Annotated in this window: 17 protein-coding genes and 3 pseudogenes; 8 read left to right on the top strand and 12 right to left on the bottom strand. The window is 44.9% G+C overall.

Features of this window, described 5'->3' with window-relative positions; translation table 11 throughout:
• Positions 1-58 precede the first annotated feature (58 nt).
• On the top strand, positions 59-1,537 hold the full coding sequence (locus N824_RS27880) for a TlpA disulfide reductase family protein (protein WP_052334097.1): 1,479 nt from the start codon (positions 59-61) through the stop codon (positions 1,535-1,537).
• Positions 1,538-1,598: 61 nt separating this feature from the next.
• Here N824_RS27880 and N824_RS08915 read toward each other — a convergent pair whose 3' ends face one another.
• On the bottom strand, positions 1,599-2,561 hold the full coding sequence (locus N824_RS08915; protein ID WP_048904808.1) for an NADP-dependent oxidoreductase: 963 nt from the start codon (positions 2,559-2,561) through the stop codon (positions 1,599-1,601).
• A 125-nt stretch (positions 2,562-2,686) separates the two neighbouring features.
• On the opposite strand from N824_RS08915, the gene N824_RS08910 reads away from it, so the two are divergent.
• Positions 2,687-3,064, top strand: a complete 378-nt coding sequence (locus N824_RS08910; RefSeq protein WP_048904807.1) for a helix-turn-helix domain-containing protein — start codon at positions 2,687-2,689, stop codon at positions 3,062-3,064.
• Between the two features lie 27 nt (positions 3,065-3,091).
• Here N824_RS08910 and N824_RS08905 read toward each other — a convergent pair whose 3' ends face one another.
• The 3 genes from N824_RS08905 to N824_RS08890 form a co-directional block, all read right to left on the bottom strand.
• Positions 3,092-4,237, bottom strand: a complete 1,146-nt coding sequence (locus tag N824_RS08905; protein ID WP_161662283.1) for a tetratricopeptide repeat-containing serine protease family protein — start codon at positions 4,235-4,237, stop codon at positions 3,092-3,094.
• Positions 4,238-4,793: 556 nt separating this feature from the next.
• Positions 4,794-5,438, bottom strand: a complete 645-nt coding sequence (locus N824_RS08895) for a response regulator transcription factor (protein WP_048904804.1) — start codon at positions 5,436-5,438, stop codon at positions 4,794-4,796.
• A complete protein-coding gene (locus N824_RS08890; RefSeq protein WP_048904803.1) occupies positions 5,419-5,973 on the bottom strand; it encodes a sensor histidine kinase in 555 nt (184 codons plus the stop codon). The genes N824_RS08895 and N824_RS08890 overlap by 20 nt, the downstream gene beginning before the upstream one ends.
• Before the next feature lie 1,595 nt (positions 5,974-7,568).
• Between N824_RS08890 and N824_RS08880 the strand changes: the two genes are divergently transcribed.
• Positions 7,569-8,042 (top strand): hypothetical protein, encoded by a 474-nt coding sequence (locus N824_RS08880; RefSeq protein ID WP_052334096.1) that lies wholly within the window; start codon positions 7,569-7,571, stop codon positions 8,040-8,042.
• 201 nt (positions 8,043-8,243) lie between these two features.
• On the opposite strand, the gene fdhA is transcribed toward N824_RS08880, so the two are convergent.
• Together fdhA and N824_RS08870 are read right to left on the bottom strand one after the other, a co-directional pair.
• On the bottom strand, positions 8,244-9,431 hold the full coding sequence (gene fdhA / locus N824_RS08875) for a formaldehyde dehydrogenase, glutathione-independent (RefSeq protein WP_048904801.1): 1,188 nt from the start codon (positions 9,429-9,431) through the stop codon (positions 8,244-8,246).
• A gap of 11 nt (positions 9,432-9,442) precedes the next feature.
• Positions 9,443-9,853: a heme-binding protein gene (locus N824_RS08870; protein ID WP_048904800.1), complete on the bottom strand. Its 411-nt coding sequence runs from the start codon at positions 9,851-9,853 to the stop codon at positions 9,443-9,445.
• A 196-nt stretch (positions 9,854-10,049) separates the two neighbouring features.
• On the opposite strand from N824_RS08870, the gene N824_RS08865 reads away from it, so the two are divergent.
• On the top strand, positions 10,050-10,961 hold the full coding sequence (locus tag N824_RS08865) for a helix-turn-helix domain-containing protein (protein ID WP_048904799.1): 912 nt from the start codon (positions 10,050-10,052) through the stop codon (positions 10,959-10,961).
• A 90-nt stretch (positions 10,962-11,051) separates the two neighbouring features.
• Positions 11,052-11,381, top strand: a complete 330-nt coding sequence (locus N824_RS08860; protein WP_048904798.1) for a hypothetical protein — start codon at positions 11,052-11,054, stop codon at positions 11,379-11,381.
• Positions 11,382-11,806: 425 nt separating this feature from the next.
• Here N824_RS08860 and N824_RS08855 read toward each other — a convergent pair whose 3' ends face one another.
• The 6 genes and pseudogenes from N824_RS08855 to N824_RS31195 form a co-directional block, all read right to left on the bottom strand.
• Complete coding sequence (locus N824_RS08855; RefSeq protein WP_200869848.1) at positions 11,807-13,873, bottom strand: glycoside hydrolase family 2 TIM barrel-domain containing protein; 2,067 nt, start codon at positions 13,871-13,873, stop codon at positions 11,807-11,809.
• Entirely contained in the window at positions 13,870-14,652 is a 783-nt protein-coding gene (locus N824_RS08850; protein ID WP_052334095.1) for a family 16 glycosylhydrolase, read from the bottom strand. The genes N824_RS08855 and N824_RS08850 overlap by 4 nt, the downstream gene beginning before the upstream one ends.
• 35 nt (positions 14,653-14,687) lie before the next feature.
• Complete coding sequence (locus N824_RS08845; RefSeq protein ID WP_052334094.1) at positions 14,688-16,463, bottom strand: RagB/SusD family nutrient uptake outer membrane protein; 1,776 nt, start codon at positions 16,461-16,463, stop codon at positions 14,688-14,690.
• 31 nt (positions 16,464-16,494) lie between these two features.
• Positions 16,495-18,042: pseudogene (locus N824_RS08840) on the bottom strand (TonB-dependent receptor domain-containing protein).
• Positions 17,990-19,759, bottom strand: a pseudogene (locus N824_RS38285) (SusC/RagA family TonB-linked outer membrane protein). The pseudogenes N824_RS08840 and N824_RS38285 overlap by 53 nt, the downstream one beginning before the upstream one ends.
• Entirely contained in the window at positions 19,756-19,899 is a 144-nt protein-coding gene (locus tag N824_RS31195) for a hypothetical protein (RefSeq protein ID WP_161662282.1), read from the bottom strand. Before N824_RS31195 ends, N824_RS38285 begins: the two are co-directional and overlap by 4 nt.
• Positions 19,900-20,081: 182 nt before the next feature.
• Here N824_RS31195 and N824_RS08830 point away from each other — a divergent pair.
• From N824_RS08830 to N824_RS08820, 3 genes and pseudogenes are all read left to right on the top strand, one after another.
• Positions 20,082-22,019: pseudogene (locus tag N824_RS08830) on the top strand (two-component regulator propeller domain-containing protein).
• Positions 22,020-22,035: 16 nt separating this feature from the next.
• Positions 22,036-24,141: a hybrid sensor histidine kinase/response regulator transcription factor gene (locus tag N824_RS08825; RefSeq protein WP_048904793.1), complete on the top strand. Its 2,106-nt coding sequence runs from the start codon at positions 22,036-22,038 to the stop codon at positions 24,139-24,141.
• A gap of 24 nt (positions 24,142-24,165) precedes the next feature.
• Positions 24,166-24,459 carry a hypothetical protein gene (locus N824_RS08820; RefSeq protein ID WP_048904792.1) on the top strand — a complete coding sequence of 98 codons (294 nt, stop codon included), beginning with the start codon at positions 24,166-24,168 and terminating at the stop codon, positions 24,457-24,459.
• Positions 24,460-24,612: the final 153 nt, after the last annotated feature.

The raw sequence follows: 24,612 nt of genomic DNA, 5'->3' as shown, positions 1-24,612 counted from the left end.
AAAGATTTGCATAACTAAAAACTTAGTAGTAAATTGAACTAAATAATTAGTTATAAATATGAAAACCTCAGCCTATTTACTGCTAGTCTTCCTGATTACAGGCAGTGCAAAAATTACAAATGCCCAGGTGACCGGTGTCATACCGGGAACAGACAAGTCAAAGTGGTCCCTTAGCAATAACGACGGCTGGAGCACGCCGGTAACTACCGATCAGGACGGGAACTATACAGTCCAAATCAAGGCACTTAAAAAAGGGATGTACAGTCTTGGGGAGGTTGGAGAGATCTACCTGGAACCCAGTTACAGTTTAATCATAAAAAAAGTCAATGACGGGTATGAATTTAGCGGGAATGGAAGCCTGGAAAACAACCTGATCCAACAAATCCAGATTCCCTTAAACCGGATGAATTCGAATAGTGGATACGGCGTAAAATTTTCAGTCCTGCTCACCGAGCCGGAAAAATTCATCCCGATCATGGACAAATACAAAGAACTGGCATTGCTAGCGATTGACAAATCCAGCAATAAATTCTTTAAAACATTGATGCGGGAAGAGATCAATTACATTCGTCTCAATAAAATCTATAACTGGAAACTCTTTTACGGACTGGACAGCACCAGAATGGATTCGCTAAAGAAAACCCTTTCAATTCCCCTGGCGGCACGCAAAAAAGACCATACCCAGCAGCTGCAAAACGCCTATTTGTATCAATTCAGCAAGAAAATGACGGCGGAGGAAAAGAAACAGGTGGATGAGCTGTTATTTTCCGGATGGGACATGAACAACGAGCTGTTGTTTAAAAACTCCTCTTCCTACAGCTATGCGATCAGTAACCGGATTAATTTCGGAACCAGATCAGGCGAATACAAGCAGCTGAGTGATTCTTTGAAAAACCCAGATCAGGCCAAACTCATGTTCATCAGGAAAGAGATCGGCAACGACTACATTAAAGACTATTTTCTGTACACCACTACCCTATCCCTGATCAGGAAGTCGAAAAGCAGCGCAAAAGTGGAATCCTTTTATAAGGAATACCTCAGCAGCACTAAAGTTCCAAGCCGTCTCCAAGACGTTGAACAGGCTTTTAAAAACTTAAAGGCAACGGAAAAAAATGCAATTGTTCCTGATTTCACTTATACCAATCCTGATAACCAGCAGGTAAGCCTTAAAAGTATGCGGGGCAGTTATGTTTACATCGACCTCTGGGCAACCTGGTGCGCCCCATGCATTGCAGAAATTCCAGACCTCAAAAAACTTGAATTGAAGCTGAAGGAAAAGAACATTAAATTCGTTAGTATCTCACTGGATGCACCGGCAGAGAAGAACAAATGGTTAAGCTACGTAAAGGACAACGATTTACAGGGGATCCAGCTCATTGCAGACAACGATTTTAAGTCCGAATTCGTGAAGAAATTCGGCGTAAATTCTATTCCAAGATTCTTGCTGATCGGTCCTGATGGCATCGTCATTGACAACGACGCAAAGCGTCCCTCGAATCCGGAGCTACAAAAGCAGCTCGACGCCTTATTGAAATAGCAGAACCAGCTTCATAAAAGCCTTTCCTGCTTAACAGGAAAGGTTTAATAGCTATATGACCTTAATTTGAATCCGCTACTAATGTCACGACAATCTTGCCTCTTGTCCTACCGGTCTCTACTGCCTGGTGTGCTTTGTCCATATCCTTAAAATCAAAATTTTGAGCAACATGAGATTTCAGGATGCCTTTCTCCAGTAAATCAGCCAGTAAGTTCATATCTGTTCCGCTTGACTGTACCATAATGGCGGATAAACTGATATTCCTGCCAAGGGCTTTTTCCTTGTCCGTCTGAGGGAAGTCCGGGGAAGGAATGGTGATGAGCCTGCCCCCCGGTTTCAGCATGTCGATCGAACGGGTCAGTGTATCTCCGGCAATGGTATCCAGTACAAAGTCTGCATCGGTCACTGCCTTTTCAAAAAGCGGTGAGGTATAGTCAATGTGTTCATCTGCACCCAAACTGAGCACAAAATCACGGTTACCGGCAGATGAAGTCCCAATCACAAATGCACCTAAATATTTGGCGATTTGCACCGCATAATGCCCTACGCCACCGGATGCAGCGTGAATCAAAACTTTCTCGCCGCGGCTTACCTTGCCATGGTTGACCAACGCCTGCCAGGCGGTCAAAGCCGCTAAGGTGGCTGCTGCAGCTTCCTGATGTGAGACCGTGGCTGGTTTCAATGCAAGCTGATCGGCTGGCACCGCAACATATTCAGCATAGGCCTTCCCCTGTCCAACAAAATTCACCATCCCAAATACCTCCTCACCAATTTTAAAGGCAGATACCCCGCTACCGGTTTCCGTGACCTCACCGGAAATATCCCAGCCCAGGATTACCGGACGCTCCTCAGCAAACAGCCAGGTCAGCACGCCTTCATTCGCCCTTGCTTTTACATCCACGGGATTGATGCTAATGGCCCTTACTTTTATCAGCACTTCGTTTTCTTTGATTTTTGGTAAAGGCAGTTCTGTATGTTCCAGGTTTGCAGTGGTCCCTGCTTCTTTTAAAATGATTGCTTTCATAAAATTTGAGTTTTATTGAATGACAAATCTATTTCATTACTATCTTTGAGACAAGTATGCACTTTTTAGTATCCTACATACCAAAAAGATACTAACCTGATTATCAACAATAAAAAAATTGTAAAATGGCAAAGAAATATGAGAACGCACCAACTTGTGCATTAGACTATGCCTTTCGGCGCATTGGTGGGAAATATAAAGGACGTATTTTATGGTACCTGCATAATCGTAAGGTGCTGCGCTATGGGGAACTTCGGAAAATACTATGCGACATTACCCCAAAAATGCTGACGCAATCTTTACGTGAACTGGAAGAAGACGTACTCATTCATAGGCAGGTGTATCTCGAAGTACCACCAAAAGTGGAGTATTCGCTAACCGAAGTGGGAAAAGAGCTGATCCCCTTTCTTGACCACCTAAAGAAATGGGGAGATGAACAAATTCTGAAAGAGAAATTAAAACCGCAGCCGGAAAGCTCAGGAAAAATGGAAATGGCTTCCTGAATCGCTGCATGCCATTGCGCTTCCTGATTAAGGTTTGGCTTGTAATTTCTCCAGCTCGGCATAAGCTTCATTCCCTTTGTCCTCATTGGCCTTGACAGCGGCTTGATAGGCTTTAATCGCCAGGTCTTTATTACCTCCTAATAATTGTGCCTTGCCAAGGAGGTTGTAATTAACATAAAAACCTCCCGTCATTTTTACGGCAAATTTCAGCATTTCAATCGCCTCTTGATACCTACCCAGCAGTATTAACTTTTCTCCGGTTTCTCTGAGCCCATTGCGGTCAGGGCTGTATAAGTTGTAGGTATAATAATTCTGCGGATCCTTAATCAAGTCGCGATACTGTCTCATTGCCTTTTCAGTTCCATCTTTAAGCACCGTATGGTAAAGGAGTTCCCCGTAGTCCTTTTTAGGTATATTCAGGCTCGGATTTTTATTCAGCACTTCTTTTAGGTATTCAGTGGAGATGGCCACCGAAACATTTCCATGTTCGGAGTACGAGCTCCGGGACAAAACGCCGATTAAATATCCGTTTGCATCAATTACCGGAGAGCCACTGCAGCCTCCTTTATGTGTTTTCATATCTCTTCGGATCAGGATGTCCATTCCCAGCTTTTTATATACCCTCCCTTCATGCACCGTGCACAAACTGTCTTCGTAGGCACAGCTCAAAATGTAAACCTTTTCACCAGGTTTCACCTGGGTATAGCGTGGCTTTAAGGGATACAAACCCGATGCAACTTTAGTGGTACTGAAAACAATCCAATCCCGGTCCAGGCTCGTTGCCCCCTTACCTTCCAGCTGTTCTTCAGGATCTTCATTCAACAGCCTGCCGATAAGGGCTGAATCTTTACCCATTCCTTTCGGTGTCATCACCCATTGTTCTAGGTCATTATTGATTTCAGTACTTTTGGTCTTCCTGTTTTTGGCAATCCAAAGAATGTGCTTGGCGGTAGCGGCCAGGGTATCCTTGCCGCTACCGATCAGAAAACCTGTCGCGGCGTATTTAAATGAAGGGTCCACATAGCGATCACCATTCTTATACTGAACATGGTTGACCAATGCGATCCGCGGCCACGCCGAAACAGGCTTATCCATCCAGTTTTCCCTTACCTGGGTACGTCCCGCGAATGGGCTGAATAGTAAACATAGGACGATTAGGTTTCTTGCTGTCATTTTCATACTGAGTTGGGTTGCTTTGACAAACCTAAGAAGGTCAGGAGACAAGTGGGAATCCGTATTGTAAAAAGAAATGTAAATAATGTAAATTCAATGGTTTTCTACTTCATCTTAAGGTGATTCGAAMCCCCCYGTTCCASGTGTCCNSYYAWGRYMWMMCKKSWTNNWTMAGNNCCTSWKYCGTTTTCTGCTCCAATAACTCCCCGCACACCTCCCTCAACAAATCCTCTACTTCCGCCTTAATCCTGGCATAATTCTCGATTACGTCCGCATAACTCACCGGCTCCACTACAGGAATATCCTTTTACCCTACTTCCTCCTGGGCCATCGCCTCGTGACCATTCCTATTAGACCGAACCATTCTTCGTAGTCGGGGTTTAGTAAATTGTTTTCATTGGCAACATTCTTATCAGAGCCTTTTAAATAAAATTCATAATTAGCGCCATGGTCAGTACCCTCCAGAAGGAGTTGGCGGATTTGAAGAAAAAATGGATACACTTTACGCGCTTGAAAATGGCTTTTTAGCTTACACAATCAATTTTAATAATCACAGTTAAATCAGCTTATACTCTGAGGCCATTTTTACGAGAGCAGCAGAATTGGAGACATTGAACTTTTGCATCAGGTTTCTGCGGTGCGTTTCAATAGTATGGATACTCACAAAAAGCTGCTCTGCAATTTTATTGGTTGTCTTACCTTCTGCGATGCTCCGCAGCACCTCTTCTTCCCGTCGCGTGAGTCGGGGGCGATCCGCTGGATCGTCCAGCGCAGCCTCAAACAAGGCCTGCTGTACGTCGGGGCTAAAATAAAGCGATTTTTTATATACTGTTTCAATCGCAGCACGGATTTCATCTGCTGATGCATTTTTGAGTATATATCCAGTTGCGCCATTATTAACCATTTTGGTTATCATGCTGCGTTCATTATAATTGCTGATCGCAATAATTGAAATGGCAGGAAACTGCTGCTTTACCTGTTTGCAAACATCGATTCCACTCATGTCAGGCAGATTTATGTCCAGGAGCAACACATCTATGTTTGCGGTGGCCAATGCTAAAAGCGCTTCCTGGCCGTTCCCGCATCCACCCACAAGCTCAATGTGATCTTCACTGGATTGAAGAAAATGCTTGATGCCTTCCAATACTATAGGATGATCATCAACAACATAAACCCTTATTTTAATTTGATTTGCAGTCATTTAATTCAATATTAATGGTTGTTCCAATGTTAAGCTGTGTCTGGATTTCCATGACTCCCTTTAAATAAGCCACTCTGCTTTTGACTGTGGAAAGCCCAAGTCCTGATTTGCGCTCTGCTGTTTGCTGGTCATAGCCGTTTCCGTCATCCTCTACTGTGATAAAGATCTTTTTGTCATTTTGGATGCATTGCACCAATATTGTTTTGGCCGCAGCATGCTTTACAGCATTGCTGATCAGCTCCTGCAGGATACGGTATATCATCAACTGCACACTTTTCTCGCAAGCGGCTTCCATGCCGTAAGTTTGCAGAGAAATCTCAACTCCTGACTTTTTAAAGTCTTCGCAATAATCCCTGAGGGCGATCACCAGACCGTATCGCAGGAGCGTCTCAGGCATCATATTTCTGGCAATGCGTCTAAGTTCATTAACCGCATCATCGAGTTTATGCAGAATACGCCCTTTGAAATCGCTAAACTCTTCCTGATCATGCTGTTTAGAGATCAACAGTTTGATATTGGCCAGTAAGCCGCCCAATCCATCATGCAGGTCTCCCGCCAGTCGCTTACGCTCCTGCTCCTGCCCCTGGATCAGCGCNTCWWMMRATNCTTNGTTCCTGTTCCAGTTGCCTTTGCTTTTGAGCGAGTTTATGCTTGTTCACCTGCAGCAGATAAACCAGCGCCAGAACCACAATAACACCTATTAATAAGCCTGAGACGGCCAACATCATGGTTTTGTTCTGGCTCAATGCCGTACTTTTTAGTTTGTTTTCACTTTGCAGATGTATGATCTCTTTTTCTTTTTTTTGTTGTTCATATTTTTTCTCAAGTTCATTGAGCTGCAGGTTAGTATCTTCTACCTTTAGGCTATCGGCCAGTTTAGTATATTGCTTTAGCAATTCAAATGCTTTTGCGGAATTGCCATTCTTCTCCTCTGCATCAACCAGGTTTTTTAATACAATAAGCTTATTTTTAGAAATCGGATATCTGCTTATCAACGCGTATAGCTGGTAGGCGGTAGCTTTGGCCAGCGGGTATTGCTTCTGTTTGTCATAAAGGTAATACTTTCTGTTAAGTAGCTCCAGCTGTAAATAATCATCGTTGAGTTCCGATGCCAGGGCCAGTCCTTGATCATAGCTTTGGACAGCACCCGCCGGATCTTTATCTATCTCCATACGGTACAGGCCCATGTTCATAAAATATTCAATCCATGCGGGAGCCCTGGGATTGGGTTTCAGAACTTTTGCGGCCTGATCCAGGTAAGATTTAATTTGCTGTGCCGGGGCCTTGCTAAAATCTCCTTTAAACAGAATGGACCTGGCAGCCCCAAGGTAGGCCAGTGCGAGATCTTCATAGCCGGAATAATGCTGTAAAGTTTTGATTGCCTTTTTATACCAGGAAAGAGATTTATCAAACTGGTTGGTATTGACGAAAATTTGCCCGATGTCACTGTAGTTACGCGCAAGTGTTACCGTATCGTTAATCGCTTCCAGAATCGGTACGGCTTTGTTCAGCAAGATGTCCACATATGCCTTGCTGTCTCCCTGACGTTGATGTAAGGCGCCAATGTTATGCCAGACCCTGGCCAGGTAATGTTGTGCATTATAAGCGGTATCTTTTTCGAGAATTGCCCTGGCTTTATGGAACTGTGCTTCTGCGATTTCGTTTTTACCGGCATCCATGTACGTTCCGGCAATGTAATAGTAAGCGACGCCAATACCCTGCCGGTCTTTATGGTGTCTATATAGCCCCATCAGTTGCCTGGCATAACTCATCGACTTTGCCGAGTCGATATAGGCCCAGTAGTTAGACAGTTCCATCATTACTTTTGCACTGTCAGTATACCTGAGGCTGCTTTTAAGCTTTCGCTCCAAATCATCGGCCCTGGAGTTTACCAATTGCTGAGTACTAGCAGTCAGGGACCAACTGATCAGATATATGAGCAGAAATAGATTTTTCATATGATCTACAACAGGCAAAAATTATTTAGCAATATACCTAATGCGGATCAACTTTATCTGGCATTTTCTCAATATACCGGAAAACCATGAGATCAAAAATAAGCAAATCGCGGGATTTTATAATCGCAATACATTCATCAACTTTGAATCGTTAAACCAAAACTATTGACTTATGAAAAATTCCCTTTTAATCGCCGTATTCCTTACGGTCACACAAATCTTTTCCGCAAAAGTATCATCCGCCCAGGAAAAAGCTCCCTATAACACGGGCTTTGGTTTGATGCTTGACCTGGGTACGGGTGGTACTTTCGTTGGCCCGCATGCCAAGCATTTTTTTACTGGCAACCATGCAGGACAGGCTATGCTTTTATTTGGTAACAGCCTGACTGTTCTTGGTGCGGAATATTCTTATAATCAAGGGATACCAGGTGCCCCTGGCTTAAACTGGAATTTGGGAATCGGCCCTCAATTTTATTTTGGTACCGGTACAAATGGTTTTCTGCTACGTCCTCAGGCCGGATTGGAATTTAAAGTTCCAAAGGCCCCCATTGCTGCAGGATTCGACTGGCGGCCAATGTGGGAACTGACACATGGTACCAGTTTCGAACCAGCACGCTTCAGCCTTACTTTTAAATACGCGTTTTAGGGCATGAAACCGACATGTCACTGGTCTAGGGCGTGTCGGTTTTTGCACATCCCTTCAGCATTTTCTGAAATATACACCCCGTTTTCAACTATGTAAATATGCACCTTATGAACACATTTAACGCGTTATCTTTTTGACGTAATCCCAGGGAAAAGGCGTCAGCAAAACTGACGCCTCATTTGGATTATCATAGATTGATATCTAAGCGATCATTCCATGCGGATCGATTACGAATTTCTTTGCAGCACCCTTGTCGAAATCACGGTATCCTTTCACCGAATCCTGCAGGGAAATCACCTCAACATTGACCGCTTGTGCAATCTTTATTTTATCGTAAAGGATCGCATTCATTAGCTGCCGGTGGTATTTCATGACCGGGCATTGTCCGGTATGGATAGAATGCGACTTGGCCCAACCCAATCCAATCCGGATACTCAGGCTTCCGTTTTTTGCTGCCTCGTCCACACCGCCCGGATCCCCGGTTACATAGAGACCAGGAATTCCCAGCTGCCCACCCGCCCGGGTTACCTCCATGATCGCATTCAGGACAGTAGCGGGTTGTTCATGGTCACTGTCATGGCCATGACCTTTAGCTTCAAAGCCTACACAATCAACGGCGCAATCAACTTCAGGCACACCCACAATGGCTTCGATCTGTTCGGCCAAGGTTGCATCTTTTTTCAGGTCGATCACCTCGCAGCCAAAGCTTCGGGCCTGCGCGAGCCTTTCATCTATCATATCCCCAACGATTACCAGCGCCGCACCCAGCAAATGGCAGGAAGCCGCACAGGCAAGTCCCACCGGACCTGCCCCGGCAACATACACAATAGTTCCCGGTCCTACACCGGCTGTTACCGCGCCATGAAAACCGGTCGGGAATATGTCCGATAGCAATGTGAGGTCTTTTATCTTTTCCATAGCCTGATCGCTGTCGGGAAATTTCAGTAAGTTGAAATCTGCATATGGCACCATAACATATTCGGCCTGACCGCCAACCCATCCACCCATATCTACATAACCGTAGGCAGCGCCAGGCCGGGCCGGATTCACATTCAGACATATACCAGTCTGGCCTGCTTTACAATTGCGGCAACGGCCACATGCGATATTAAACGGAACGGAAACCAGGTCGCCGGTCTTAATGAACTCCACATCCCGCCCGGCCTCTATCACCAGCCCGGTAATTTCATGGCCAAGTATAAGCCCCTCTGGTGCGGTGGTCCGTCCACGGACCATATGCTGGTCGCTTCCGCATATGTTGGTAGATACTATTTTCAGTATTACGCCATGCTCACATTTACGGTTACCCAGTGCAAGCTTGGGATAGTCTATTTCTCTTACTTCCACCACTCCGGGTTTGATGTAAGCTACTCCATGGTTTTGACACATAAAATTAGATTTTAAATAGTTGATAGAATCGCATCTGCACCAGCCTGCGCAACGATATGGTCGTTTTCCACCGAATCGCCAGAGACGCCAATTGCTCCCAGGATCTCACCATCAGAATTTTTGATAAGCACACCACCGGGGAAAGAAATAAGTCCGCCATTTGAATGTTCGATGTTGTAAAGGGGACCTCCGGGTTGTGAGAGTTTACCTATTTCCCCGCTATTCATGTTGAAATACCTGGCCGTGCGTGCCTTTCTCTGGGAAATGTCAATGGATCCGAGCCAGGCCTGGTCCATATGGGCGAAGGCAACCAGGTTGGTGCCGCTGTCCACTACTGCAATGTTCATCAAAGTGTTGATCTCGGTCGCTTTGGCTTTTGCCGCTGCAATGGCGGCTTCTGCCTGTTTTAAGGTAATGTTCATAATTTGGTTTTTTTGTTGGAATATGCTTGTACAAGATAGCCAATGGGTTCCTGAGGATACCGAACGATCCTATCTTTTAATGGAACGATCCTCTTGAAAACCCGGCGAATAATCCCAGTTTATGATTATTTTCCCTAATTTTAGAAATAGCTATCCGCCGTGCGTTTAATAGAAAAAATAAATTGATCTATAAATTATGGACCATATTTGCAAACTTGCTCCGATAAACCTGAGTGACAGCACAGCGCTGGATACCCTGGTGGAACACAGAAGAGTATTCAATCTGAAAAATTGTGAGTTGAATATCTTTGAAACTTTTCACCAGTGTAGTGATGTGGTATTGTCATATGATGGATTGGTCATTTCCAGTATGATGCGTGGCCGAAAAGTGCTGTCACTTGACGGTGAAGATGGATTTGTTTTTTTGCCGGGAGAAAGCGTTATTCTTCCCGGAGGCATCTCGATGAAAGTTGATTTTCCGGAAGCTGACCTAAAACATCCTGTACAATGCGCCACACTTGCCCTTGATTGGGACATGGTCAACAAAAACCTGGCTTTCCTGAACGAGCACTACCCCAATACCGAATACCCTTTCGAATGGAAACTTAATTTTACACGATATCACTTTTCTAACAACAGGGAGCTGGCCAGTAGCATCAACAAGCTGATCAGTATCAGTATGGAAGAAAATATGGCAAAGGACGCACTGGCAGACCTTTCCCTGAAATTTTTATTACTTAGGATTATCCAGACCCAAAACATGGAAAGCATCCAGGAGCGGTCGTCAAAACAAGACCATCGCTTTATGCCCGCTATACAATATGTTCATGATCACCTCACAGAAAAGATTAGTGTGGATATACTTGCAAAGCAAGCATGCATGAGTAAGCCTTCCTTCTTTCAGGCCTTTAAAGAGAGATTTCATATGTCACCTTTAGATTACGTTATCCGGCAAAGGATTGAGCTGGCTAAAAAGATCATGGCAGATTCGACCATAACGACAACAGAGGCGTGTTACATGTCCGGATTCAATAGTCCTAATTTTTTCATAAAGCTGTTTAAAAGACTGGAAGGCATTACGCCAAAAATGTACCGAGAGGCACATTAATATCCTGAAAACAAGTAGATTTCTTACTCTTGGAAAATAAAACGTACAGTTATTCTACACTCTTGACATTGTCTTAACTTCATCCTGCCTATGTTTATCTATGGTGTTGCAACAGGAGTTTTATTTGTTCCAATTGTTTCATTTACCAGCTCCGCAGCACCGCCAAAGATTGCGTTAAATGCGTCGCTTGTCGGAATATTTGCGAGGTTCACCGGCTTTACCGCGAGTCTGGCTCTTAATAATGAAATTCGATTATTTTCCAAATCCGCAGTTAGGGAAAAACTTCGAGAAACAATAACCGAAACTAACCCACAATTATCCGTCACCCTACTGGATATTCAAAACAACTATATAAATGCAGGCAGCGATATCTATACAGCAAAAGGAGCTTCAGTAGCGCATTTTAATAAACTAGTATGACAACAAATATTGGCTCGTGCAACCCGAGATTATTATGATCTGATGCTTGTGGGTTTAATTTTCATCATTGCTATTCTTTTATTTTCACCACAGATTCAGAAGGTTGTTTTAAGATTAAAAAAAGAGACTATCCCTTATTAGATAGAACACGATCCATTATCCAATGAACATACTATTAGCTCCAGGAAATAATCCCGGCTAAAGCATCAAGCATTTGAGTCCAGACAGGGCTAAGCAAACAGACCCACCTGAACTAAGTATAGGTATGACACTTTTAGTCACCCTTAATGCTTTCTGCTCCACAAATTGTTCTGATCTTGCTGCTCTATAAACTACCTAAAAAAGAAACTATCCGGACAGCAAAAAACAAAAGTCAGGCAATCTCTTCTGCCGTACAGAATGGCGAGCCCGGGATTTTTAAAAGGTTAAGGTTTCAATAGCCATTCACAGTGATCTTCCCATGTCCGGCCTTCCTTCACCCCCTTTACAACGATGCTGTTTTTACCGGGCTGCAACTCCACATTTTCCCAGGTAGCAGTATTCATTTCATTCGGCTTTTTGCTGGGATGACGTTTTTGATTTACCCACAACTGCACCTCGGATAAAGTGGTAAAGACTTTGACTGTGGTCAGCCTTTTACGTCGAACCAGGTTTCTCCGTTCGGCAAGATAAACCATGGGTTCCGCATTCCAATTTGCCTTATAAAAATAGAAAGCGTCCTTTTTAATTTTCCTGTCATAGCTGACTAGCCCTTTATCATTGATGGCATCATGGTCACCCTCTGTCCGGATAGAGGAACCAAAGTCCGCCAGCACCCAGACAAATTTACCCCATACAAAAGGTCGTCTGCTCAGTTCGGCCCAATGCCTTTCGTGGAAAGCCGTCTGCCACTCCTCAGGATGAAACCTGCCTTGTGGCGAGGGAGCAACCAGCTCTTCGGTATGTTTAAAGGGACTCGCCCCAGCTCCGTACTCGCTGATCGCAATTGGCTTTTGAGGCAATGCAAGATGTGTCTGGTCAGCCCATTCCCCAACCTGTCCAAAACTTCCTCCGTACCAGCCGTAGTATTTGTTCCAGCCCATCAAATCAGTAAGCCCGCTAAACTCCTCCGTTCCTAAGTTGGAGGCAAGGGTAGTTAAACGCCCTGGATCTTCTTTTTTTGCCAGTGCTGCCAATGTCTTGACAAAAGGCTGGGGATCATCATAGTTGAGCTTTAATTCGTTAAACATGCCCCAAAAACAAATGGAGGGATGGTTAAAGTTTTGCTTGATCAATTCGGTCAGCATGGTCCTGATGTGTTGTTCCAGGTCGGCATTTTTCAGATAGCCCATACCGGTATATCCCCCAGGACCCACAAAAGGAATCTCAGACCAGAGTATGATGCCATTGCGGTCACAAAGGTCATAAAAATATTCATTTTGAGGATAATGCGTCAGCCGCATCGCCGTAGCCCCCAACGTCCTGATCAGCTCCATGTCCCTATCCTGATCCGCATGACTTAAAGCAGAACCACTACCGGAAACATCCTCATGTCGTCCGGCACCATACAGGTCCAGGTATTTCCCATTCAAAAAGAAACCCCTATCCGGATCAACATGAAAATAACGTAAGCCTAAAGACTGAACAACCTGATCCATCACCCGATCTGCTTTCCATAAACTAACTTTCACTGTGTACAGATACGGATCAGCCTTTCCATTCCACAAATGTGGGTGAGGGATGTTCAGCTCCTGCCTGAGGGAATCTTTATTTTCCTCCCCGACTTGGGCAACGGACTCAGCCACGATCTTTTTATCCTCATCATATACCGTCGTTTTTAGGCTTAATCCCTTTCCTTCCGTCACAGACAACCTGGTTAAAACCGATACCTGCGCCCGCCCGGGGGATACCTGCTGACCGATATATACTCCCGGTGAACCGTAATCCAAAGGACTAATGCAATTCCGGTCTGTGACCAGTAAAGAAACCGGGCGATGGAGCCCCCCATACACATTAAAGTCTCCATGTAAAGGCAATACGTCCAGGCGCTGCGCATTGCTCACCTGCACCCTGATTGAATTGGCACCTGTTTTTACAAAAGCGGTAATCTCAAGGCAAAAGGCCGTATAACCACCATGGTGCTCACCCACATATTTATTGTTCACCAACAGGGTGGCTACACTATTCGCCCCTTCAAAATACAGAAAAAGTCTTTTGCCTGTCATAGCTTGGGTAACATCCAGCGTACGCTCATAAACAGCCGAGGTCCGGTTGTAATTGGCCACACCTTTCGATACCTCCTGCGCATTCCAGGTATGTGGTAAGCTGATCCTTTCTTTTTGGATGTTGTTTTCGAAATTATACGCAAAGTAAAACTGCCAGCCAGCAGTCAAGGGAATCAGCTCCCTTGCTTTTGTTTCCTCCTTAGCCTGTGCTCCTGTTGCCATCAGTTGGAAGAAAACAAGAAAAAAGCCGATGACCAGATTCATGCCCATTTTACCCGTCCTGCTCATTGGTATACCCTTACGTAATCCACCTCATATTTTAGCGGCAGGATCTTGTCGTTTAATGCGCCTCCTAGATTCCCGGCATGTCCAAGCGCCAGGTTAAGGAGCAGGTAAAAATCCTTTCTGAATGGATTTTCTGTTCCTGCATCTGCCTTGTTCAGGTCAAAAACAAAATACTTCAGGCTATCGTAATAAAATTCAATGCGGTCCGCATTCCAGTCTACAGCATATACATGAAAATCCTCATAAGGCTTACCCAGCACAGGCTTCTTTCCTTCATATGTATATCTACCTGCGGCGTCCGGAAAATGTACCGTACCATAAACCTGTGCAGAATCCTTACCTACATATTCCATTATGTCTATTTCTCCGCAATTTGGCCACTTGACCAGCTCGCGGTTTGTACCCAGCATCCAGATGGCCGGCCATCCACCCAGCCCTTTGCAGACTTTGGCCCTCACTTCAATCCGGCCATATCTAAAATGCTGTTTACCCAGGGTGATTAAACTGGCTGAGGTATATTCGGCATCCTTATATTTTTCCTTCCTGGCCTCAATGGTCAGCACCCCATTCTTTACACGGGCATTTTCCAAGCGTTTACTGGTGTAATACTGGGGTTCTTTATTGCGGACAAAGCCCGTTTCATACGCCCATTTCTGCGCATCCGGAAGTCCCGAATAATTAAATTCATCGGACCAAACCAGATGGCGCTTCGTGGCATTTTCCTGAGCACTGGCGAAAACACACCAAATGCTCAGGGTTAACAATGCAAACTTTTTTTTCATAGCTATCAAGCAGTTGTGTTGTGCGCTGCTTCTCCTTACCAGACAGACTGCTGTTTTAAATTTGGATTCATTTCGGTCTCTGTTTGAGGAATAGGCCAAATGGTAATGTTATCTTTAAAGACATAAGGAACAGTAACCGAACCCCATACCTGGTTTACACCACTGTTTGCGAAGAACACCTTGTCTTTTAAGGTACCCCAGCGCAGCTCATCAAAATAATTCACCCCTTCACCTGCCAGCTCAATCCTTCGCTCGTTTTGTATGCGCGTTCTTAAATCAGCCTGACCAGCCACCATTGTCGCCGGTGATGAATTCAGACCAGCAACCCCTGCCCTGGTCCTGACCTCATTGACCTTAACCACCGCATCATCCGTCAATCCCTGCTCATTTAAGGCTTCTGCCCACATTAAAAGCACGTCGGCATACCTGATGATCGGAAAATCAATAGGTCCAAACTGACGGTTTAAGGTTTCGTTAGATCCTTCATAAACGAATTTCCGATGCAGGTAAAAGAATTGATCCCGGCTATCCGTAAACAGGTCCAGCATAGGCGGCTGATCATTTTTGGATGGCCATCTGCTGGTGTACACCTGATCACCTGCACCCGCAAAAGGCGCTCTTCCCAGAAAAGTTGCGTAAGGAACAATAACCGTAGCGCTTAACCTGGGATCCCTGTTGGCATAAGCTGCCTGTATGCGCTGCTCATTACCGGCAGGCAAATACAAGGACATGTCCAGGCCTTTTTTGGTAAATGCAGCGACATCATCTGCCGACAAATTGTTCCTTAAAAAATAAACCTCCCGCTTGCCTGCTGGCATTGCATTGTAACCGGGTATCACATTATCCCAGTTGAATTTGCTCCCATCGATATTCTCATACAGATCTACCAGCGCAGGATTGATGTAATAATTGTTCCAGTTGGAACCAAAGGCCGAACGTGTACCCAGGTACCACTGGGTTGTGGATCCGAATCCATCCACACCAATGTTCTGAATGGAAAAAATCATCTCATCCGATTGCTCATTTCCTTCTTTAAATAAAGCTTTGTAAGTAGCAGCACCGGGTCCTGAACCCATGAAAACGGAGTATCCTGCTTCCTTTACTTTACTAAAATCTGCTGCCGCGAGATCCCATTTTTTTAAGTAGAGGTACACTTTACCGCGCAAGGCATAAGCCGCACCCTTGGTAACATGCCCATGCTGCGCGTTACCCTTTGTATATTTATTCGGTAGGTTGGTTTCGTTAATGGCATCGCTAAGATCCGTTAACACGACCTCCCATACCTTTTCTTCGGTTTCCCTTGGCTTTGTCAACCCGGTAACCGGTACAGGTTCCAGATAGATAGGAACACCTTTATACAACTGATTTAGGCGATAATAAAAATAAGCCCTCAAAAATTTACATTCTGCAATATAGCGTGCCTTTTTCTGCAGCGCGGAAGGAGAACGGACAGCAATATTCAAGATCGCGTCGTTGCTGCGCGCCACCCCTTCATACAATTCCTTCCAGGTATCTGCAAAGCGTCCGCTTGAGGTGGTTGCGGTGCCATTCATCATTTCATTCCCTCCTCGATACATCGAAGTAAAGCCCAGGGCATCCATTTGGTACAATTCCCTTTGCGAAGGTCCGCTGTTCTGCGTACCTAAACGCAAGGTCTGATACACGCCGGTTACCCCCAGATCAGTCAGGTTATCGGTTGTCCACATACTGGCGGAGCTAACTGCATCAAAAGGTTCTTTATCCAGTAAATTCTTTTTACAACCCGCCACACTGATGCTTACTGMRMKRAGMWNGGAWKGTTCTTTTAACATAATGTCTATAGTGTTTCATCGTAATTGTCTTTTAAAAAGTAGCCATTAAACCAGCGGCAAATTGTTTCATTGTCGGGTAAGAAAGGTTAATGCCCGCCTCCGGATCAAGGCCGGGATAATTGGTGACCATAAACAGATTTTCTCCCGATACGTAAACCCTAAGTTTGCTCAATCCGATTTTCTGAATCAGGCCCTGCGCAAACGTATACCCCAACTGAACATTCTTGAGCTTCAGGTAAGAAGCATTATACAGCCAGAACGTACTGGCAATATTGCTTTGACTATCGGAGAGCCACTTCAAACGTGGCAGGCTTCCATTTATACGGTTTGCAGGATCCCCTGGGTTGGCCTCGTTGTAATAGTAGCTGTTGTCTGCAATATTTGTCCCGATCCCGGTACCCAGACGGGTAACGGTATTGTTAATCCCTGCCTGGTTATACAGATAGTTCATACCCGTACTCGCCGCCCAGAGCATACTGAAGTCGAAGCCTTTATAGGAAGCAGCAAGGTTTAAACCGAAAGTATATTTCGGTTCGGTGGATACATTGGCAAATTGCTTATCGAAACTATTGCCATAAATGCCATCCCCGTTTACGTCGCTGTAAATCAGGTCTCCATAATACAGCTGACCTTTACCGACAGTCCCTACCGGTTGAAACTTGTACCCTGCGGCAATCATGCTGTTTACCCAGTCTAAATCCGCTGGCGTTCTGATCATACCGTCTTTAGGCCCACCGTTAATGTTTACGGTTCCATCACTATTTTTATAGGCACCGCTACCCTTGTGTGGTGTCAACAGGTAGTATTCATTCATGATGCGTCCATCTATAATACGGGTATCACCACCGCTGGATACCTGCCCGATATTGGAGCTGTATACCCTGGCTCCTGTCGCATCGGTCACATAACCTTCTGAAAGGTTACCTCTGTAATTCGTTACCCTGTTATAATTGTAAGCGAAATTCCCTGACACCAGGTAGCTGAACTCCCCCACTTTGTCTTTCCAGCCCAGGCTCACTTCAATCCCTTTGTTGCTCATGTTCGCTGTATTCTGAGTAGGTGCAGCGGCCGTTCCGGCGGTTAAAGGAATCGGCGGAGTGGTCAATATATCCTCGGTTTTTTTATCATATACATCCAATTCAACATTTAATCTCCCGTTTAGGGCCGTTGCTTCAATACCAATATTGGCAAGTGTTGAACTCTCCCACACCAGCAAAGGGTTGCCAATCTTTGTCACCGCAAGACCGGTTGCCGAAGCGTTATTAAATGAGTAATTTATTTTATTATAGGTAGCCAGATAATCATAGTTGCCCTTATCGTCATCCGGGCTCATGTTGTTGTTACCCACCTTGCCCCAGGATGCACGTATTTTTAAGTTTTGAATCTTATCCTTTAAGCCTTTCATAAAAGGCTCTTCAGAAACGCGCCATCCCGCAGAAAAGGAAGGGAAAAATCCATGCCTGCTGCCATCTGCAAATTTAGAGGAGCCGTCATAACGCGCTACCGCYKMGAWMWRMTMTYTKKMYYTAYAMGNCRYWMTTCMGNNCYNTGCCAAACCAGGAACGCATGCTCCTGTCATATTCTCTGCCGCCTGCGGTATTGGCAAACTCCCCTGCCGATCCCAGTGTAGTGATGTCATAATCAATCAATCCTCTTTTTGAGGCATTGAAATCATAATAATTGTAATTGAACTGGTTGTATCCGGCTAATGCACCAATATCATGGTCACCAATTGAGGTCGCATAGCGCAGCACATTATCAAAAGTAACGGTGTAGTTTTTATTGAAGCTGTAACTGGTACTCAGCTCGTTGGGCGCAGACAAGAATACCCTTTGGGTATTGGTTGAGAAATCCCATCTTTCAATAGGTAAGGCGAAGGTACTGAGTTCCTGATACCTGTCCTGGTAATTGACCTTACTCTCAAAAGTCAGGCCTTTGTATAGGGTAAAAATACCATACAGCGTAGAATTGAGACGAGACTCCTTGTCTTTGCCCCCCGTACTGTACAGGTAGGTTAACAAGTTGTTGTTGGTCACCGGTTCTTCGGTCGCCGGGGCAAAACCATATCGTCCGTTATATTCAGGATAAATACCCGGATTGGTCTGCCAGATGAAATTAAAGGCACTCTCTGTATTTGCTTTGCCAATGGAACGTGTAGAGAGGAAGGTCTGGGTACCCAGTGTAATAAACTTATTGATTTTAGACTCCAGGTTGGCCCTGAACTGATACCTTTTCAAACCCGTATTGGGCATGATGCCGCCATTACCCAAATACCCTGCAGACACATTATAGGTAATCTTATCGCTCCCGCCATTTACCGTTACATTGTGGTTTTGCACCACTTCATTTTTTGCAAAAATCCAGTCCGCCCAATTGGTATTGGGATAGGCCACATAATTAGGCACCCCTCCCGCACTCATCCCATTGGGATCTGCATTGGCTTTATCCCAGGTTTCAATCGTGCTGGCCTTATACACATCGGCTATGCCCAAATTTCGTGCACTTTCATTCGTCAGGCGCATAAAGCGGGCATAATCTGAGATGAAATCCGGTAAATTACTGGGACGTGCAAAGGAAAGTATCCCCGAGTAAGTGACATTATTGGTGCCCGTCTTTCCTTTTTTGGTGGTAATTAAAATGACCCCATTGCCAGATAGTGACCCATAAATGGCACCCGCAGCACCGTCTTTTAATACCGATATGTTTTCAATATCCTCTGGGTTTACCGCATCCATAGTGCCAATGATTCCATCTACCACCACCAGTGGGTTGTTGTTATTTAATGTACCCAGACCCCGGATACGAATGGAAGCCCCATCTGATCCCGGTTTACCACTTCTTTGCTGAACAGACACCCCGGGTGCCAGACCAGCCAGCGCAGAAGAGACATTGGTTACCGGTCTCGAGACCAGCTCCTTGGAGCCAATTGAGGCGACCGATCCGGTTAGGTTAACTTTCTTTTGGGTACCGTAGCCCACGACCACCACTTCACTGAGGCCTTTGGTATCTTCCAGTAACGTAACCGTTAGGCTATTTTTACCGGTGACATTTATTTCCTGGGTAACATAGCCCACATTTCTAATGATCAGGATTTGCGCGCCTGCTGTCAGGTTAATCTGAAAATTGCCGTCCTTATCCGTGAGTGTAGCATTATTAGTGCCTTTTTCTGTAATTCCTGCCCCCGGAAGTGGCCCATCCTTGTCCCTGATCAGCCCTTTAATCACTTTATTCTGGGCACTGGCTATTGCGGTGAACCATAACAATAGTCCACAAATGATAAGTATTTGTTTTTTCATAAGTCAGAAGGTTGATTGGCGTGAATGGTTAATACATGAAAATCAACTGCTGTCTGCATAAGGGCTGTCCCCGGACTGCCTTTGCAATGGCGATGGCTTGCTATTGCACATGCAATAGCCCATGGTAAGATTTGGTTCATACGCGTTTGGTTTTAATATTGGTTAGCGAGTTTATTTGGTTAACGGATCAAATTTGGATACACTTTGAGCAGCAGAGGTGTGAAAATCCATTCTTTTTGGGGTTAAAATCCCTTCAGGGCCAACTTTTTAGTTACAAGTTGTATCTTTAAACTTCTCTCATTTAAATTAAACCGAGCCTTCAATGACATTTAAACCTTGTCTGCTGTTGTTTTTGTTGATTGCTTCATTTTGTCACGGACAGGGTCCCAGGTTCAACCACCTGATGACCGAAAACGGGCTTTCACAAAACTCCGTATTCGCCATTACCCAGGACAGCCGGGGCTTTATGTGGTTTGGCACCGGCTTTGGATTAAACAGGTATGATGGCAACCAGTTCCGTTCCTATAAAAGCAGTACAGCAGACAGCACTACACTTTCCAACAGTTACATCACCTCACTATACAACGATACAAAAGGCAGCCTATGGATAGGAACCACCGATGGGCTAAATAAGTTCAATCCTCACCACAATACCTTTCAAAGATTTCCACTCCGGAGCGGCCCAAATAAAACAGCCGTATACATCCGGGTCATTAATGAAGATAAAAAAGGGAATCTCTGGGTCGGGACCAATTCAGGCCTGTATCTGCGGAACAGCTCAGCCCCGGGTCAATTTCTGCATGCGTCACAGCTGAAACTACCAAAAACAATCGCTGACAGCGAAATTCTAAGTATATATGAAGACCTGGAAGGTTATCTATGGATTGGAACCATTCAGGGACTGGTGCAATCCAGGTTTGACAAGCACTTTAATGTACTTAATGTATTTAAAAAKMGSRASNAGCSGGCCAGCATTAGTGACAACGCCGTAACGGCGATTACCGAGGACCTGCAAAAGAACCTGTGGATTGGTACCGAAAATGGGGGAATTAATTTATTTAACAGGGCTACCGGGACTTTTACCCGTTTTTTGCCTCAGCACAATGGCATTGTGCATCATGCCGTACGTAAAATGATGCGCAGCAGAACCGGTGAATTGTGGATCGGTACCCTGGAAGGGCTAAGCATTTTGAACCCGCTCACCAGAAAATTCAGCACCTACCAGCACCATAAATCAAATGTTAAAAGCCTAAACCACAATTCCATCTACAGTCTCTATGAAGACCTGAATGGCTCCGTGTGGATTGGAACCTACTATGGTGGGGTAAATGTAGCGTATGCTGCTCCCACCAATTTTAAGTTCTGGCAATATGAGGAAGACCTTCCCAGTCTTAACCACAATGTGGTCAGTTCCATAATCGAGGATAAGGACCGGATGTGGATTGGTACAGAAGGGGGTGGGCTCAATTATTATATACCAGAACGTCAGGGTTTTGGTGCCTATACTTTTGCCGCGAATGATCCAAGCAGCCTGGGATCTCCGCTGGTTAAAATCATCTATAAAGACAAATCGGATCAGATCTGGGTTGGCACCCATGGAGGCGGATTAAACCTGCTGGATCGTCAGACAGGCAAATTCAAGCGCTTTTTCATCAATAAGGAAGACCCCAGGGCCAGCCGTTCCGAAATCGTAGCCTTGCTGGAAGATGACCAGGGTAAATTCTGGGTGGGCAGTCAGGCAGGCTTAAGTATTTTCAACAAAACGGGTCCAACACTGCAGCCGATTGCAATTCCTGAAAAGCTCAAGGTGTTTGTCGGCAAAAACATCCGGTTTTTACACCAGGATGCCAGAAAAGACATCTGGATCGGCACCAGCAATGGGATATACCTGTATTCCGGAGCTAAAAATATGCTGCAATTACTGGCTTCACCGAAAGGAAAAAGTGGTCCGAATGCCGGAGTTAACTTCGCCAATTGCTTAAATGAAGACTCCAGGGGCAACATCTGGATCGGATTAAATTATGGCGGGCTGGCCAAATATGACGTTAGACAGCAACACTTTACCAGGATCTACACCACAAAAGATGGGCTGTCCAATGACAATGTACTCGGCATTTTAGAAGACAGTAGGAACAAGCTCTGGGTCAGCACTTCAAACGSWCTNKYTRAGNWWWSAWYYGKACWWRCRYTYRTTSMWGAMCNRYMYYWYSAGNTGANNRCWYWKCTKCNNCRATRSSTKTAWYTRCARWKMWKTTTTTAAAAATAAGGATGGGGTGATGTTCTTTGGCGGGTACAATGGCCTCACCTATTTTTACCCGGATGAGATTCAAAAAAACAACTTCCGTGCCCCTATCGCTTTCACGGGTTTATTGCTGTTTAACAAAGCAATTTCCCTAAATGCCCCCAACGAGCTGCTGAAGGAGGACATCGGCTACACCAAAAAAATAACTTTTAAATATGACCAGAACATCTTCAGCATTCAATTTGCATTACTCAGCTATATCAAATCAGACAAGAACCGGTACGCCTACAAGCTAGAGGGCATTAACAACCAATGGATAGAAACCAGTATCCCAGCCGCATCCTATACCAACCTACCTTCCGGCAGCTACAAACTGCTTGTTAAGGGTGCAAACAATGATGGCGTTTGGAGTAAACCCACAAGCATATCGATTGAGATACGGCCACCATTCTGGAAAACATGGTGGGCCTTTTGTATGTATGCGATTATCACTGCGGTCATCCTATTTTTCATTACCCGGTTCTTCTATTTAAGGGAATTGCTCATCAAGGACGAAGAACTTCATCAGAGTAAGCTTAACTTCTTCACCAACGTATCCCATGAAATCCGGACACACCTGACCCTGATCATGGCACCGGTAGAAAAACTGCTGGATGGGAACCAGCACAACAGTGCAATGAACCGGCACTTAACGAATGTAAAAAACAATACCAACCGCTTGATGAAGTTAACCAGTGAACTCATGGACTTTAGAAAAGCGGAAACAAACAATTTAAAGTTACATGTAGCAGCACATGATCTGGTTACTTTTATTCAGGAAATCGGTCGTTCTTTCGAAGAGCTCTCTGAAAAGAAAAAGATTCATTTTTCTATCATCCATGATCCCGCGCCGATCATGGTATATTTTGACCCCGAACAATTGGAAAAAGTCTTCTTCAACCTGATCTCCAATGCGTTTAAATTTACCCCAATAAACGGCAGCATTAGCGTGGAGATCAAAAAGCTTGGGGATCATATTGTGGTCACTGTGGAGGATACCGGTAGAGGTATTGCTGCTGAATACCTGGGCAGACTTTTTACTAACTTTTTCCAGGTTGATGACCACAGCATACAAAATACAGGTTACGGCATTGGGCTGGCACTTTCAAAGCATATTGTCGCCCTACACCAGGGAAAAATCTCGGTAAGCAGCCGTCCGGCAGAGGGAAAACAGGCAGGTCATACCCGTTTTGAGGTCATCCTGAAGTCCGGAACAAAGCACTTCATCAATACGTCCTTTCTAAAACCCCCAGCGTCGATTTCACCGAAAGCGGCAACCACTTCACCACAGGAGATGCAGGACATTGAAATTCCCGGGATGGAAGTGGAAAACCCGGCAAAGAAACATACCGTTCTGATTATAGAAGATCATGCAGAATTGCGCCAGCTGATCAAAGAATCCCTGATTAAACAATATCGTGTTCTGGTCGCCAAAAATGGTCTGGAAGGATGGGAAAATGCCATCGCAGAAATCCCGGACCTCATCATCAGCGATGTCATGATGCCGGGGATAGACGGCTTTACACTTTGCAATCAGTTGAAGTCAGATGAACGTACCAGCCACATCCCGGTGGTGCTTTTAACCGCCAAAAGTTCAGAAACGGACCAGATAAGCGGCCTTTCGGGAGGTGCAGACCTCTATTTGACCAAGCCTTTCAGCAGTAAAATACTTCAACTGCATGTTCGCAACCTCCTGTCAGGACGGGAGGCCATGCGCCAGAAATTCAGCAAAACCTTTCTGCTGGAACCCGGGCAGGTTGTGATTGAGTCCATGGAGGAACAATTTCTTTCCAGGCTCATAGACATCATTGAGCGTCATATGGAGGACGAGCAGCTTGGCGTGGAACTCCTTGCAGAAGAAATAGGCATGAGCCAGTCCGTATTGTACAAAAAGCTTAAGGCACTGACAAACATGTCTGTAAACGATTTTTCAAAATCCATACGGTTAAAAAGAGCTGCCCAATTGCTGGCTCAAAAGAAATATACGGTGTATGAAATCGGCTACATGGTCGGTTTTTCAGACCGGAAGTATTTTAGCCGCGAATTTAAAAAGCAGTTTGGAAAAACACCAACTGAATACATCAGCACAGCGACACCCTAATTACCATTACTTTAACGCTTTTTTATGACACGAATTGAAGCCGGAGAAAGAACCCGTAAATACAATTATCTGGTGGGCAAGCCACTTGGAAATGACTTTATCGCAGCAATCATGCCTGTCCCTATCCACCCTGAGATCAATGTCGAAGAAATCTTTACGATTGTTTTTAATCATCTTCCGCAGGACCAATCCCTGAGCAGCTGTGATGAATTTATCGTCGCGGTAATGCTTAACTACCAGGAATTCATGGACCATGGAACAGTTATCTGGAAGCATCTTGATGATGTTTTGGAATCCCTTGGCATCAATGAGGACTGATAAGCACAGGCCTAAAGAAATTCATTACCAAATTTGATCCTAACAAATTCAAAATGCTGACAAGAGGTATTGAAATCAGGGTATCAGCGATGTACACCGCAGCATAGAACTGGCCAAAGCATGAATTTAAAACTTGTTGTACACGATTCTGCT

It is taken from the genome of Pedobacter sp. V48, assembly GCF_000523515.1.
Taxonomy (GTDB): domain Bacteria; phylum Bacteroidota; class Bacteroidia; order Sphingobacteriales; family Sphingobacteriaceae; genus Pedobacter.
Note: the sequence above shows the minus strand (reverse complement) of the source record. Positions and strands in the feature narration are given on the sequence as shown.

What these genes read in the sequence shown, in the direction of transcription:
- N824_RS27880 (WP_052334097.1), top strand. Translation starts at nt 59, where the DNA reads ATGAAAACCTCAGCCTATTTACTGCTAGTCTTCCTGATTACAGGCAGT.
- N824_RS08915 (WP_048904808.1), bottom strand. Translation starts at nt 2,561, where the DNA reads ATGAAAGCAATCATTTTAAAAGAAGCAGGGACCACTGCAAACCTGGAA.
- N824_RS08910 (WP_048904807.1), top strand. Translation starts at nt 2,687, where the DNA reads ATGGCAAAGAAATATGAGAACGCACCAACTTGTGCATTAGACTATGCC.
- N824_RS08905 (WP_161662283.1), bottom strand. Translation starts at nt 4,237, where the DNA reads ATGACAGCAAGAAACCTAATCGTCCTATGTTTACTATTCAGCCCATTC.
- N824_RS08895 (WP_048904804.1), bottom strand. Translation starts at nt 5,438, where the DNA reads ATGACTGCAAATCAAATTAAAATAAGGGTTTATGTTGTTGATGATCAT.
- N824_RS08880 (WP_052334096.1), top strand. Translation starts at nt 7,569, where the DNA reads ATGAAAAATTCCCTTTTAATCGCCGTATTCCTTACGGTCACACAAATC.
- fdhA (WP_048904801.1), bottom strand. Translation starts at nt 9,431, where the DNA reads ATGTGTCAAAACCATGGAGTAGCTTACATCAAACCCGGAGTGGTGGAA.
- N824_RS08870 (WP_048904800.1), bottom strand. Translation starts at nt 9,853, where the DNA reads ATGAACATTACCTTAAAACAGGCAGAAGCCGCCATTGCAGCGGCAAAA.
- N824_RS08865 (WP_048904799.1), top strand. Translation starts at nt 10,050, where the DNA reads ATGGACCATATTTGCAAACTTGCTCCGATAAACCTGAGTGACAGCACA.
- N824_RS08860 (WP_048904798.1), top strand. Translation starts at nt 11,052, where the DNA reads ATGTTTATCTATGGTGTTGCAACAGGAGTTTTATTTGTTCCAATTGTT.
- N824_RS08855 (WP_200869848.1), bottom strand. Translation starts at nt 13,873, where the DNA reads ATGAGCAGGACGGGTAAAATGGGCATGAATCTGGTCATCGGCTTTTTT.
- N824_RS08850 (WP_052334095.1), bottom strand. Translation starts at nt 14,652, where the DNA reads ATGAAAAAAAAGTTTGCATTGTTAACCCTGAGCATTTGGTGTGTTTTC.
- N824_RS31195 (WP_161662282.1), bottom strand. Translation starts at nt 19,899, where the DNA reads ATGAACCAAATCTTACCATGGGCTATTGCATGTGCAATAGCAAGCCAT.
- N824_RS08825 (WP_048904793.1), top strand. Translation starts at nt 22,036, where the DNA reads ATGTTCTTTGGCGGGTACAATGGCCTCACCTATTTTTACCCGGATGAG.
- N824_RS08820 (WP_048904792.1), top strand. Translation starts at nt 24,166, where the DNA reads ATGACACGAATTGAAGCCGGAGAAAGAACCCGTAAATACAATTATCTG.